Origin of the sequence: Neorhodopirellula pilleata (genome assembly GCF_007859915.1) — a bacterium.
Classification (GTDB): domain Bacteria; phylum Planctomycetota; class Planctomycetia; order Pirellulales; family Pirellulaceae; genus Rhodopirellula; species Rhodopirellula pilleata.
In genome coordinates, this window is record NZ_SJPM01000017.1 from 29,636 (window position 1) to 43,737 (window position 14,102).

General features: G+C 56.0%; 11 protein-coding genes. 4 read left to right on the forward strand and 7 right to left on the reverse strand.

Annotation, left to right across the window (positions count from 1 at the left end):
• Nucleotides 1-807: 807 nt before the first annotated feature.
• The 3 genes from Pla100_RS26055 to Pla100_RS26065 form a co-directional block, all read right to left on the reverse strand.
• Nucleotides 808-1,995, reverse strand: a complete 1,188-nt coding sequence (locus Pla100_RS26055) for a DUF1559 domain-containing protein (protein WP_146581572.1) — start codon at nt 1,993-1,995, stop codon at nt 808-810.
• Nucleotides 1,996-2,043: 48 nt separating this feature from the next.
• A complete protein-coding gene (locus Pla100_RS26060; RefSeq protein WP_146581573.1) occupies nt 2,044-2,325 on the reverse strand; it encodes a hypothetical protein in 282 nt (93 codons plus the stop codon).
• An 82-nt stretch (nt 2,326-2,407) separates the two neighbouring features.
• A complete protein-coding gene (locus Pla100_RS26065) occupies nt 2,408-3,457 on the reverse strand; it encodes a hypothetical protein (protein ID WP_231603615.1) in 1,050 nt (349 codons plus the stop codon).
• A 151-nt stretch (nt 3,458-3,608) separates the two neighbouring features.
• On the opposite strand from Pla100_RS26065, the gene Pla100_RS26070 reads away from it, so the two are divergent.
• From Pla100_RS26070 to Pla100_RS26085, 4 genes are all read left to right on the forward strand, one after another.
• Nucleotides 3,609-5,342, forward strand: a complete 1,734-nt coding sequence (locus tag Pla100_RS26070) for an ATP-binding protein (RefSeq protein ID WP_146581575.1) — start codon at nt 3,609-3,611, stop codon at nt 5,340-5,342.
• Between the two features lie 127 nt (nt 5,343-5,469).
• On the forward strand, nt 5,470-6,318 hold the full coding sequence (locus tag Pla100_RS26075; protein WP_146581577.1) for a Uma2 family endonuclease: 849 nt from the start codon (nt 5,470-5,472) through the stop codon (nt 6,316-6,318).
• Between the two features lie 114 nt (nt 6,319-6,432).
• A complete protein-coding gene (locus Pla100_RS26080) occupies nt 6,433-7,206 on the forward strand; it encodes a Uma2 family endonuclease (protein WP_146581579.1) in 774 nt (257 codons plus the stop codon).
• A gap of 58 nt (nt 7,207-7,264) precedes the next feature.
• Nucleotides 7,265-9,832 (forward strand): alpha/beta hydrolase-fold protein, encoded by a 2,568-nt coding sequence (locus tag Pla100_RS26085; RefSeq protein WP_146581580.1) that lies wholly within the window; start codon nt 7,265-7,267, stop codon nt 9,830-9,832.
• Here the strand turns inward: Pla100_RS26085 and Pla100_RS26090 are convergent.
• From Pla100_RS26090 to glgC, 4 genes are read right to left on the reverse strand one after another with little or no spacing between them, the layout of a single operon-like run.
• Complete coding sequence (locus Pla100_RS26090; protein ID WP_146581582.1) at nt 9,825-10,826, reverse strand: DHH family phosphoesterase; 1,002 nt, start codon at nt 10,824-10,826, stop codon at nt 9,825-9,827. The genes Pla100_RS26085 and Pla100_RS26090 overlap by 8 nt on opposite strands.
• Nucleotides 10,827-10,847: 21 nt before the next feature.
• Entirely contained in the window at nt 10,848-11,804 is a 957-nt protein-coding gene (locus Pla100_RS26095; protein ID WP_146581584.1) for a bifunctional riboflavin kinase/FAD synthetase, read from the reverse strand.
• Complete coding sequence (locus Pla100_RS26100) at nt 11,801-12,787, reverse strand: diguanylate cyclase (RefSeq protein ID WP_146581586.1); 987 nt, start codon at nt 12,785-12,787, stop codon at nt 11,801-11,803. Before Pla100_RS26100 ends, Pla100_RS26095 begins: the two co-directional genes overlap by 4 nt.
• A 17-nt stretch (nt 12,788-12,804) precedes the next feature.
• Nucleotides 12,805-14,061, reverse strand: coding sequence for a glucose-1-phosphate adenylyltransferase (gene glgC, locus Pla100_RS26105; protein ID WP_146581588.1), 1,257 nt, complete (start codon nt 14,059-14,061; stop codon nt 12,805-12,807).
• Nucleotides 14,062-14,102: the final 41 nt, after the last annotated feature.

Here is a 14,102-nt window from a genome sequence, read left to right on the forward strand (position 1 = left end):
CTAGTGCTTCGTCAAAATTTAATTATAGGGTGAGCCGAACTCGCTAGGTGCGTGTTGATTTAATCGTAACCCGAAGCGTGAGCGAGGGATTCATCACCATTAAGTCCTTTGTATGTATCCCTCGCTCACGCTTCGGGTTTCGATGAGGACTAAATCAACAGCCCGCTAGCGTCGGGCGTCGAGCAATGCCGCGGCTAGCGCCGTCGGCTCACTTCACTAACCCTAATTTTTTATTTTGACGAAGCACTAGCGTTGTAATCGTTTGAACGTAGAGACTGCCCAGACGCAAAGATTAGCAGAGTTTGGTGTTCGCCTACTGTCTGAGACCCGGCGATCCATTGGAACAGGCTATTAGTATCGTCCCACTTGGTTGAACGGGATCAATCCGGTGCGTCCTGGACGAAAGAATGGAGTCTGGACCGTCGATCGATTCGGCTGAACACTTCGCCGTGAGCGGTACGGCGTCCACACACTTCTCGAGCGAGATTTATTGCCTTGCTTGAAAGCCAGATTAGTGGTGTACAAAAGCCCTTGTTTCTGATTCAACGGCTTGGCCCACCCCCAGTTGCTATCAGGGTTGGCGGCCTCGGCCGCGGGGACCTCGATTACCAACAAGGTCAAGGCGAACGAGGCGATGACGAGGGAGCGACGAACACGATGCATTGAAATTCTCTTAATGAGGGGATGGCACGTACATTTTACGCCAACCCTATCAAGTGCGTTCAGCAAAATCCTTGCATTAGCACCGATCGTCGCCTACCGATCGCAGCACTCCAAAGAGTGCGGAAGACGCACGCAACCGGTTCGTTATTCGAGCGATTGTGTTTCCGCGCTGTCGCGGGTTCCTAATGCTCCCCACAATCCATACGGGCTTTGACTGCCCGCGGGTTGGGCACCGGCAAACGTGCCGACGGACGACGAGGTACTCGTGCCAGCCTCGATCGCGTCGGTAATGAATTTGACGGCACCATCGCTCATCAAAACATGACAGCCGCCTTGATGACGACTGCTCGCCGTACACTCCGAATCGTGATACCAGTTGTTGCTCGTACACAGTTCGCGATTAGGCGGCAAAATCGTCTGGAAGCCGGTATGAAGCGGTTGACCTAACGCCCAGGAAAAACCGCGACGTTGTTCGTCACCGCCAAGCCCACCCGCTGCCGCCCATACGCGCGGTCGGGTGGTGGAGATGAGTGATTGGCATGATGATGGGTTTAACTGAGGATGGGCGGTGCCTAACACGATAATCGTGGTAATGTCATTGTCACCCAGGTCAGTATTGATCTCAGCCATGCAAATGGTATTGGCTAGCCCATCGAGAATATCTCGAAACCCTGTTGTGTTGCGAGGCACGAAAACGCCCCGACACGCCACTCTCGCGGTGGTGGCACCGGTCACGCTTCCGTTGTCTTGAACCCCTCCAAAAATCATCTCTTGGACAGAATCGCCCAAGCAGGCAGCATAGTTCGTTCGCCCCTTAGCTGGCAGACCGACACCAGGATCACTTGGGCAACGAAGCCCGGGCACTTGGGTCAGCCATGGTTCATAGCGACTGTTCATGGTGTGGGATGCGATCGACTTCTCCGGGAAGGGGCCCATCGATTGAAAGATGTTTCCGGTAATCGGATCGCGGAGCGGGTTGCTGATTTGCTCCCACAATGCCTGCTGTTCCATGAACGGGAGCAGCCCGACAAAGGGCGACAGGTTGAGACGATTGTGCGCCAGAGGTGGATCTACTGTATTAGAGCCTGTTGCATCGGTCGTGCCGCCGCGATAACGAGGCAACATGTTGTAGGCCGCATGGTAGTTATGCAGGGCTAAGCCGATCTGCTTGAAATTGTTACTGCAACTCATTCGCCTCGCCGCTTCACGAGCCGCCTGAACGGCTGGCAACAGCAAACCGACCAAAACACCAATGATGGCGATCACCACCAATAGTTCGACTAACGTAAACCCGGTTGCTTGAACAACCTTTCGCTTCTTCTGAATCATCATCAATGCCTTCTTTAAAATCACCGGGAAACAAAACCAATCAAAATGACGTCATTCGGACATGAACTCATCCGCGTTCGCGGCCTCTGGATGCTCCTGCATATAAACTTCGAGTTCATCTTGTGAGACCGATTTGACGTCCTGTTGCTGGCCGCAACCTGAAGCGATCACTAAAACGCAGAAAGAGAGCGCAGCCAAAAAAGAGGTAAGTTTCATCAGCGGAGATTGCATGGTGGCGAGACGGTCACGGCAGGCGAAAAGAGCATCGCTACCGGGGTGTGACCGAAAATGGAGGGAGAGGAGGCAGGGGTTGTCGTTCAACACAACAGCCAAGGATATATCCGACCACCTTAAAGGTCAACTCTTTGCGTGCAAGCCGCAACCTAGAGCCAGCCGAACCGTTTATCCACTTCCGCTACGGCGAGCGTGAAACACTCCAGCCCTGCTCGGGGTCGGGCAGTCCGAATGCGTCGTGGTATTCTCGCTGCCTCATTTCGATCCAAACGAGTGTTTCTTCGGCGAGGGACCGATTGACCGGATCGAATACGGCGAGCGTTACCGCTCGACTGGCGCGGGCCTTTGCTTCGATAAAGTCTTGCCTTGCTGCCGCCGCGATCGCCGCATTGATCCACGCACTCGTTTTTCCGGGGTACCGTTTGAGCGTCGCGACCCATTGGTCTTCAGCGGCCGGCCAATTGCCTTGTTCGGCGGATCGGTTGCCCCGGCGAACCGCTCGGCTGCCTAGAGTACCGCGTGGGTCCGCAAGCGTGGCTTGTCGGCGATGGACTGAACCGGTCAGCAGTGCCATGGTTTCGCGGACCATAGCTTTTTGCAATCGTTCGCGTGGATCGGCAATACCGGCTAGATCCGGATGACGCTCGGCGACGATGGCTTGGTCCACCACGACGGGGATTCCCGCATTGGTCGCATCAGGCGTCAGCCCGACCAATCGCCAAACGATGGCTAACCGCTCGGGCGAATCTTCTTGCCCGGTCGCAAAAACGACTTCGCCGTGTAGCAACTGGTCGATACCGGCCCTGCGTGCGGAGGCCGCGATCGCCAAGTCACTCGACCCTAATGCCAGTTTCACTTGCGTCGGTTCAAAATCGCCGGGCGTAAGATATTCGGTGTCGTCTTGGGTTCCGGAGACCAGCTGAATCGTCGGCTCGGACGGCAGATGTTCGGGCAATACCAACGACAGGGCTCCCGCGAGGCGTCCGGGAAATCTCGGGTTTTCGCTACGATCGGCCTGAGCCAGAAGTGCTTCCCGGAGCGCGACGGCGGTCTTCTCGGGGCCTTTGATCTCCATCAAAACGACCGATTCTTGGCCGATCGGGGCCAATTTTGCAGGTGCCCAGAGGTGAATCGGCGCGGTAGTTTGGCAGCCCGAGCAGCCAATCCACACGCTCGATAGTAGCAAGCGAGTGATCACGATGCGAAACGATTCAAGCGTTGGTCGTGACATGGCTCGTTGGCTGTTTGGAATCTCCCATTTTCGGTAGCCCAAACGTAGCGAAATGGGTGCGATCGAGGCAAGCTATATTGAATGCGTCCATTTTGGTAGATTTCCGATCCAATTCGCCGTCAGACTACTCGCAGGAAGGAACCGATCGATCATGGCTTCGCTGTTCGTGATTCGAGGACGTGACCAGGGAAAGCATTTCCAACTTTCCTCCACGGTCACGCGGTTAGGGCGGGAATCGACCAACGATATCCAGCTGCTCGATAACGAAGCCTCTCGGGGTCACGCGGAAATCCGCTCCGACTTTGAACGGGGCCGCCACGAATTGATCGACCTGGGTAGCAGCAACGGCACCCGCGTCAACGACCAACGGATCGAACGCCGCGAATTGGCCAGCGGTGACCGTATCGAGATCGGCAACACATTATTGATTTTCACCGGCGGCGGCAGTGTCTCGGCCTTAGACGCAGCTCACGGCGTCGACATCGTGCGGCAAGTCCGGGCCGGCGACGCCAGCCGAATCGTATCGTCGTTTTCTCGCGAAGTGAAGTCAAAGCCGACCTCGGAATCCGTCGCCGAACGCTCGCCGATCTACACGAGAACTGATACGAAAGAGTCGCTCGATTCCGATCAATCGCTCGAGGTGATGTACCTGACCGCGCTCGCGGTGGGCCGGACCGACGATCTGAACGAAGTCCTTGAACGGGTTCTGAAGTTGATCTTTGATTGGGTCGAAGCCGATCGCGGTTGCGTGATGCTGCGAGACCCCGAGACAAAACGATTAACTCCCGCTGCACGCTGTGATCGCGATTCCGGTTCGTCGAGCCCCTCGGGTTCATCCAAAAAGGCGGGCCGAATCACCATCAGTCATACGATTCTTGACTACGTGTTGCAACGCAAAGAGGGCGTGCGAACGAGCGACGCGGTCGATGATGAACGGTTCGACAACGCGGCCTCGATCGTCCAGGGCGGCGTCCGCGAAGCCTTGTGCGTTCCCTTGCAAGGTCGCTATGACGTCGTCGGCGCGTTGTACGTCGACACCTACACTTCACCCGGCGAGTGGATCAAAACAAAAGGCGCGACGCGTTTTCACGACGAACACTTGAAACTCATTACCGCCATCGGTCACCAAGCGGCGCTGGCGATCGAAGACACGTTTTATTACTCCGCGTTGCTGCAGGGCGAACGTTTGGCGGCGATGGGGCAAACCATCGCAACCCTGTCACACCACATCAAAAACATTCTGCAAGGAGTCCGCGGCGGCAGCTATCTGATCGAATCCGGATTGGAAAAGAATGACACCGATGCGATCCGACGAGGGTGGGCGATCGTCGACCGAAATCAGGAACGGATCAGCAACTTGGTGCTCGACATGTTGACGTTTTCCAAAGAACGCGAACCGCAACGTGTCGACGCCGATCTGAATTCCACGATCCGAGACGTCGTTGAATTGATGCAGGGCAGGGCAGGGCAGTCAGGCATTGAACTGGTTCTTGAACTGGACTCGCAATTGCCGATCGCGAGCTTCGATCCCGATGCGATTCACCGCGGGCTGTTGAATCTGATCACCAACGCGATCGATGCGGCCGCGTCGATGGTCAAAGTGGTTAGCCGGTTCGACGCGGCCGACGGGTGGATCGTCGATGTCGAAGACGACGGCGATGGGGTTCCCGAAGACGAACGCGAACAAATTTTCTCGTTGTTTGAATCCAAGAAAGGCGCCCGCGGCACGGGGCTTGGTTTGCCCGTCGCGGCAAAGATCATGCAAGAGCACGGCGGCACGTTGAGTGTTCAGGATGCCCCGCAAGGCGGTGCCCGTTTCCGCATGATTCTACCTACCGCCGGCACTGACCTGAATGAAGTCTCCAGCCGGGATACAATGATATAAAAATTTTGAAAACTTTGTTGCCGCCTCTGGTTAGTTCTTGAAGGAAACGCCACTTGATTGGCCGATGACCCGGTCACGGGTTACAATGACTGGCCTTGCTATCGACGTTGTTCCTTGAAGGTGCCCTATGTCATCCGCTAGTGATCGAAGTGCTTTGCCACCGCCGTCTCTGTCGCCGCCGCTAGAGGTGAAGCCGCTGCCGTCCGAACTTTGGCCTTCGATCGATCACATTGTCACTGAGGATGGTGCGCCCGTGGACAACGTCTTCAGCGAAAAACAGATGCGTTTGTTGACGGAGTCGTTGTACGCATCATGGCAAACGGCAGCTCCCTTCGTCGCATTCGCCAATGTGGGGCTGTTCTACGATGTGGCCTTTCCACCGATCGTACCAGATGTCCTGCTCAGCGTCGGGGTTCGATTGCCCGAAAATTTGTTTCCTAAAATCAATCGATCCTATTTCGTCTGGGCTTACGGCAAGTCGCCCGAGGTGGCGATCGAAATTGTATCCAATCGCCAAGGCAAAGAAGATACTGACAAATTGGCCCTATACGCCAAGGCCCGTGTGCCTAACTACTATGTCTTTGATCCCGAACATCACCTCAGTGATGAAATACTACGAGGTTTTAAGCTTGGTGGCGGTCATTACACTCCGATGTCTAACCCCACTTCAATGATCGAACAGGTCCAACTCAGGTTGACTCTTTGGAACGGACGCTACGAAGACACTGATGGCTTGTGGTTGCGGTGGGTCGATTCGAACGGCGAATTGCTTGCGACCGGTTTTGAATTCGCTCAGCAACAAAAACGACTCGCCGCAGAGGAATCCCGGCGTGCCGCAGAGGAATCCCGGCGTGCCGCAGAGGAATCCCAGCGTGCTGCAGAGGAATCCCGGCGTGCTGAAGAAGCGGAACTAGAAAAAAAACGACTGATCGAATTATTGAAACAGCACGGCATCGATCCGCATGGGCAAGGATGATTGTTCGTTTCCTCTCGATCGAGACAACCAACGATCGACTGGGTCAACGACCGGCTGACTCAACGATTACAATGCAATGCTTTGCCCGCCGCCGTTGGTATTTGAAGGAGTCCGATGTCATCCGCCAGTGATCCGCCCGATTTTCCACCGCCTTTTGAGTTGAAGCCACTGCCACTCGAACTTTGGCCTTCAGTCGAGCACATTGTTACGGAAGTCGATGCCCCATTGAATAACGTCTTCAGTCAAAAGCAAATGCGTTTGCTGACCGAATCGTTATACGCGTCCTGGCAACCCGAATCTCCTTTTATCGCGTTCGCCAATGTGGGGCTGTTCTATGGGGTGAATTTACCGCCGCTCGTTCCAAATGTCATGCTATGCGTTGATGCCCGACCAACGGAAAATCTTCTTCCGAAACTCAGACGCTCTTACTTTGCCTGGGCCTATGGCAAGTCACCCGAGGTAGCGATCGAAATTGTGTCCGACCGTGAGGGCAAAGAGGACACCGATAAAATGAAGATCTACAACAATTTTCGCGTGTGCTACTACTATATCTTTGATCCCGAACATCACCTCAGCGACGAGACCCTGCGAGGCTATCGGCTCCTAGGTTCTGAGTACGAGCTGATGACCGATCCGGCATCGACAACAGAAACGATCGGGCTTGGCCTGACGTTGTGGAACGGCCGCTACGAAGACACCGACGGCTTATGGCTACGATGGGTCGATCCGAATGGTGAACTGATTGCGACCGGTTTCGAATCCGCGCAACAACAAAATCAACGCGCCGAAGAGGAAGCTCGGCGTGTCAACGAAATGATGATTGAAAACAAACGTTTAGTTAAGCTGTTAAATCAGCATGGCATTGATCCCCACGACTTAGTCACCTGACTCGTTTCCAAAACCTGCTGTCCCGTCCCCACTTCCTGCCTTCTTGTGCCACCCCAATATGAAATTTGTGCTTTTGCTGACGCTTGTTTTGACTTGTTTGTTCGATGCGGTGTTCGCCACGGGGGCCGATCGACCGACGCTCGCCGACGTCCCCGCCGGCGACGTTTCGTCGGCTTCGTTTGATCAAAGCGAAATTTTTCCCGGCACGGTGCGTGACTACTTTGTTTACGTGCCGAAGAAGTATTCCGCCGACCAGCCAGCCCACCTGATGGTGTTCATGGACGGCAAGAACTACGTCAAACCGGACGGAGCATTCCGTGCCACCGCGGTGATGGACAAGCTGATCTCCCAAGGCGACATGCCGGTCACGATCGGCGTATTCGTGAATCCTGGAACGATCCCGGCTACTCGACCCGGCGCGGCCGATCGCAGCAATCGCTCGTATGAGTACGATACGCTGAGCGATGATCATGCGAGGCTGTTGATTGAGGAGTTACTCCCCGTTGCACTGGAGGGATACAACGTTTCGAGCGACCCGGACGACCGTTGCGTCGTCGGCATCTCTTCCGGTGGCATTGCCGCGTTCACGGCAGCTTGGCAACGCCCCGATCAATTCGGCAAGGTGATCAGTCACATCGGCAGCTTCACGAATATCCGTGGCGGTTGGGCGTATCCCGGCTTGATCCGCAAGACCAAGACCGACCCCAAATCGATCAAGGTCTATCTGCAAGATGGCGTCGACGACTTAAACAACTTGCATGGCAATTGGCCGCTGGCCAACCACGACATGGCGGCGGCACTGCAGTTCGCCGGCTACCGGTATAAGTTCGTCATGACCGACGGCGGTCACAGTGCCAAATGGGCGGCCACCGAACTTTCCGATGCGATGCGCTGGATCTGGGACGACAACGCCGAATCCACGGTGGTGCCTAATCCGGAAACCAATGCCCCGTTGGTGCATCATCCCGACGCACTGCCCAATCCCGATGTGCCGGCCGGTACGGTGACCAAGATGCCGGAACTTAAATCGAAAGTGTTCCCTGGCACAACTCGTGATTGGTGGGTTTACGTGCCCGCTCAATATGACGCGTCGAAACCGGCGGCATTGATGGTGTTCCAGGACGGCCAGCGGTTTCAAGACGCCAAAGGACCGTGGCGGGTTCCGATCGTGTTTGACAATCTGATCGCCCGTGGCGACATGCCGCCCACGATCGCCGTATGCATCAACCCCGGTACCGACCCGAGCAAGAATAGCAAGAAGCCGACCAACCGTAGCTACGAATACGACGGTTTAGGAAACGCCTATGTGCGGATGTTGGTTGAGGAAATCTTGCCGATCGTGGAAGCCAAGTACAACATCAGCCAGGATCGTTCGATAAGGGCCATTGGAGGTTCTAGCAGCGGCGCGATTTGCGCGTTCACCGCCGCGTGGGAGCGACCGGATTTGTTCAGCAAGGTGTACTCGAGCGTCGGTAGCTTCACGAATCTTCGCGGGGGCGACGTTTATTCGGCGATCGTCCGCAAGACCGAGCCCAAGCCGATCCGCGTCTACATGGCCGACACCAGCGGCGACGTCGACAACGCGTTCGGCAGTTGGCCTTGGGCAAACCGCAAGATGGCTTCGTCACTTCAGTACATGGGCTATGACGTGCGGTTGGATTGGGCCGAAGGCTACAAACACGGCCCCAATTACGGCGGCTCCCGATTCCCTGAGGGCATCGCGTGGTTGTGGCGAGATGAAACACACGAGCCGAAGACCAACACCCGAGACGACCTGCGCGGTGATATGACGTTGTTGAACTTGTTGATCCCCGGTGAAAATTGGGAAGTCGTTGCGGGAGATTTGGGATTCGCCGACGCACCATGCGCCGATGCGCAAGGCAATTTTTACTTTTGTGACATGAAGGCCCCCGCGATCTACCGTGTCGATGCGGTCAACGGTTCGAAGTCGGTGGTCGTGGAGAAAGCCGTCAGTGGTTTAATGTTTGGTCCCGAGGGAATGTTGTACGGTTGTCACGGTGGATCGAAACACGTCGTCGCGATCGATCCAAAATCGGGCGAGATCCACGAAATCGCGGGCGGCGTCACGCCGAATGATTTGGCCGTTTCGGACGCAGGTTTCATCTACATCACCGAAACGAAAGAGCAACAGGTCACGCGAATCAACATTGCCACCGGCGAAACCAAGGTGGTTGATACTGGAATTACGCGTCCCAACGGGATCGCCTTGTCGGGCGACGGCGGAACCTTGGCCGTTTCTGATCATGGCGGATCGCACACGTGGATGTTCCGCGTTAACGGCGACGGAACGCTCGACGCCAAAATGCCCGCCATGCCGATGCGATTGGCGATCGATCCCAAAGGTAAGTTTGAATTCAATCAACCGCCTCCGTACCAATCCGCATCCAAAGGTGACGGCATGGCGGTCGACGCCGCCGGGCGTTATTACGTCACCAGCGACCTCGGCGTGCAGATCTTCGACTCGACCGGCCGACCTTGTGGCGTCTTACCTAAACCCGACGCCAACCAACCGCTAACCAGCTGCACGCTGGGTGGGACCGGACACAATTACCTTTACGTCACCAACGGCGACACCGTGTATCGCCGAAAACTGACGGTCAATTGACATTCCCTAACGCCTGGGCGAGTTTTTCGCGTACGACGGGCAGGACTCGCTCTTGAACCTCGCCGAGCGTGCCTTCCAAGAATGCTCCGGCGGCGGCTTTATGTCCGCCGCCTCCGAACTGGCGGGCGATCTCGTTGCAGTCCATCCCGCAACGACTTCGAAACGACAACTTAAAGCCGCCGCGAAGTTGACCGACGAAGATCACTGCCGCTTGTGTTCCGCGAACCGACAACGTCAAGTTGATTGCGTCTTCGGTATCGCTGGCTTCGGCACCGCAAGCGTCGAAATCCTCTTTGTTGACGTGAGTATAGACGAGCGTGCCGTCCATTTCGGCGGTCGTTCGAGAAAGAATTAAACCACGCAACTTCAATCGACCGATGGTATCGCGTTCATATAAATCACCATACACTTCACTGGGTACCACTCCGGCTTCAAGCAGCCGAGCGATCGTGCGGTAGGTTTCCGGCGTGACGGATGGGAACCGAAACCAACCCGTGTCGGTGGCGATCGCGGCGAATACGGGGACGGCCATCGTGCGGGTGATCGGAACGCCGAACGCGTCGGCCGCTTGGATGACCAATTGGCCTGTCGCTTCGGCTTGGTAGTCCTTGTACATCGTCGCACCAAGGTCGTCTTCGCCGACGTGGTGATCGAGGACCATTTTGTCGGCGCGTGATTGTCGGATGACGTCGCCCATGTCGCCGAGTTGAGCCCACGCGCTCGTATCAAGAATCATGATGCAATCAGCGGTCACGTCGGCCGCTTCGACGCTGTCACCGAGCACATCGATCTTGCCGGCTGGATCCAAGAACGACAATGCCGGAGGGGTGCGATGGGCGTTGATGATTCGGACGTCTTTACCGATCGCACGCAACACCTCTGCCATCCCAAGTTCGCTGCCGAGCGCATCGCAGTCCGGACGGATGTGACTGACCAAGATAAACGATTGGTAATGGCTGACTTGATCGACGAAGGCTTTCCAGTTGACGCTCACAAGCGATTCTTTCTTGAAGGACTAAAACGGTGATGATGAAACGATATGGCGGACCTCCGTTAGATCTTTTTTCATCTGAGCGACAAGCTCGGAGGCGTCCGCGAATTTCCTTACTTCTCGAACCCGGTGGATCAGTTCGACGGTAAGAATTTGATCGTAGAGACCGCCATCGTAATCGAGCAAATGAACTTCGACCTTGGTTTTGTTTTTTTCGTCGAAAGTTGGATTCGGGCCGATGTGGATCGCCGCGATGCGTTGGCCACCGTCGGCCGTCAACGCTCGTCCGGCGTAGACGCCGTTCTCAGGCAACATTTCGGCGATCGAGACAAGATTAGCGGTGGGGAACCCGAGTTGGCGACCACGACCTTCGCCCGAAGCTACTTTGCCGCTGACACGGTAAATCGAACCCAGCATCTCGTTGGCCAGGGCGATTTCTCCCGAAGCGATCGCTTCACGGATTCGAGAACTGCTGACCAACCGGTCGTCGCGGACCGAGGGCTCGACGATGGTCAGTTGAATGTCATGAGCCTCACAAAGTTCTCGCAACCGCGTCACGTTGCCGGTTCGATCGCGACCGAAGAAAAAGTTGGGACCTTCTACTAAAGCCTGTCCGGCGAGGGTGTCCACGATCAACGAGTGAAAGAATTCGTCGGCGGTTTGATTGAGAAAGTTGCGGGTTGCTTCACAAACCAACAAGTAATCGATTCCGATCGCAGTCATCAACTCGGCGCGGCGGGGCAGGGCGGTCAACGCGGGCGGGGCACCATGGGGACGCAGTACGGATGCAGGATGAGGATCGAGGACGATCGCGATCGCGGGCCCGGCCAAACGGTCCGCTTCACGCCGAACATGACGCAGCAGTTCCTGGTGCCCAAGATGAACACCGTCAAAATTGCCGATGCTAATCGCGCCGCCCCGAAGCCGCTTCTGTTGTGCCGGATCCGAAACAACCTGGTCCAAACGAATCAGTTGCGTCATGACCGAACGACTTCCGGTGCGCCGAACAACTGGGGTCCCGATCCGTCGTCAAAGTACACTCGATTGCGGCCGCGATTTTTTGCGCAGTACAGCGCCGCATCGGTACGCCGCACGATCGGTCCGATGACCAACTCGTCGCGTGGCTCACTCAAGCCGACGCTCATCGTCACAACCGCCGCCACGTTGCCCGCCTGGATCGGTTCGTCGGCGATCCGAATGCGAAGTTGATTGAGTTGCTTGGCGGCGTTACGCAATGGCGATCGGGTCAAGATGGCAAACTCTTCACCGCCAAAGCGGGCGACAATCTCCGCGTCACTTAAATAGTTACTTAACTGGGATGCGATCCGTTGCAAGACGACATCCCCGACCGGATGCCCATGCGTATCGTTGATTGATTTGAAATGATCGATATCAACTAAGATCAATGTGAACGAGCCGCCGCCTCCGCGATACTCCGCAAACATCTCGTCGAGTTTCTTGTCAAACGCACGTCGATTGAACAAACCCGTCAGCCCGTCGGTGCGAGCCTCGGTCAAATAGGACTCGATTTGACTGGTTTGCTCGGCGAGCTGTTTTTCGGCGGCGTCCAAACGGGATTGCAATTCCTCATTGGTGCTCATGATCTGCGTGATCATGCTCAACATTCGAGTGTCACTGGCGGCGCGAGCTTCACCGGCCGATCGCGATGACGACTGACTTTCGTTGTGAGCCGAAGCGAGGTTGCGACGAACGTCTTGACTGATCTGCTTCAAATTGGATTGGTAATCCGAAACATTATCGGAATACTCATGTGTCCAGCGGGCAAGGCTTTGAAGCATGCCCACAATCCGCTGGCGATCGTCTTCGTCGACGAGCGGCGGAATCAGCCCATCATTGACAACTCTCACCCGGCGACGCCGACGGCCGAAAAAATAACCGAGACTCAATAGCGCACCGGCCAATGCCAAACCGAGAAAGAGCAGCGGTAGATTTTCGGAAGGCATCGGGAAGTACGTGGACTTTACGCCAAAGACGAAACGGATTCGTGAGACCGGATCAGCTCACCTCGGGCGATGACGACTAGACCGCTGTCGGTCACCGTCAAGCCGCGAGCGGCATCGGCGCTCGGATCATAACCGATTTCCGTTTCCGGTGGGATAGACACTCCCTTGTCGATGATGGCTCGTCGAATGCGTGCATGACGCCCCACGATCACATCATCAAACAGGATGCTATCCTCGACGCTAGCGTAGCTGTTGATTCGGCAATTCGCACCGATGATCGATCGCGACACATGTCCGCCGCTGAGGATCGCGCCTTGGCAAATGATCGAATCCATCGCCACGCCGCGGCGACTCGATCGACCTTCACTGCCGAACACGAATTTAGGCGGCGGCAATTGAGGGCGAAACGAACGGATCGGCCACTGCGCGTCGTAGAGATTCAATTGCGGGTCGACACTGACTAGGTCCATGTTCGCTTCGTAATACGCGTCCAATGTGCCGACATCACGCCAATAGGCATCGGTCTTGCGGTTCTCGTCGGTGAACGGGAACGCAAAGACATTACTGTCCTGAATCGCCCGAGGAATGATATTTTTGCCGAAGTCATGGTCGCTATCTGGGTCGGTGGCATCTTCGCACAGACGCTCAAACAGAAATCGAGTACTGAACACATAAATGCCCATCGAAGCCAAGCACATGTCCGGGTCATCGAGCGTCGGGGTCGGGTCCGCCGGCTTTTCTTGAAATTGCAGCATCCGATGGTCGGCATCGGTCTGCATCACACCAAACTGGCTCGCTTCGGAGCGGGGAACGCGCAAGGCACCGACCGTGATGTCCGCTCCCCGGCGATGGTGAAAGTTCACCATCGACTCGTAGTTCATCTTGTAAAGATGATCGCCCGCGAGCACGACGATGTATTCTGGATTCTCCGGCTCGATCGCGTAAATGTTTTGATAAACCGCGTCGGCGGTGCCCTGATACCAATTGTCGTCGATCCGTTGCTGGGGTGGCACGACGTCGATGAACTCGCCCAACTCACGGCAGAAATAGTTCGACCAAGCCAACTGGATGTGTCGGTCGAGTGATTGAGCTTTGTACTGAGTCAACAGCAACAATCGCCGGATGCCGCTGTTGAGACAATTGCTCAAAACAAAATCGATAATCCGGTACGCACCACCGATCGGAACGGCAGGCTTGGCGCGGTCCCGCGTCAACGGGTCGAGCCTCGAGCCGCGTCCTCCCGCCAAAATTACCGTCAATGTATTTCGCATCATGTTCCGATCCGTGCTTCGAGCAAAATGAAAGGCAGGCGGGC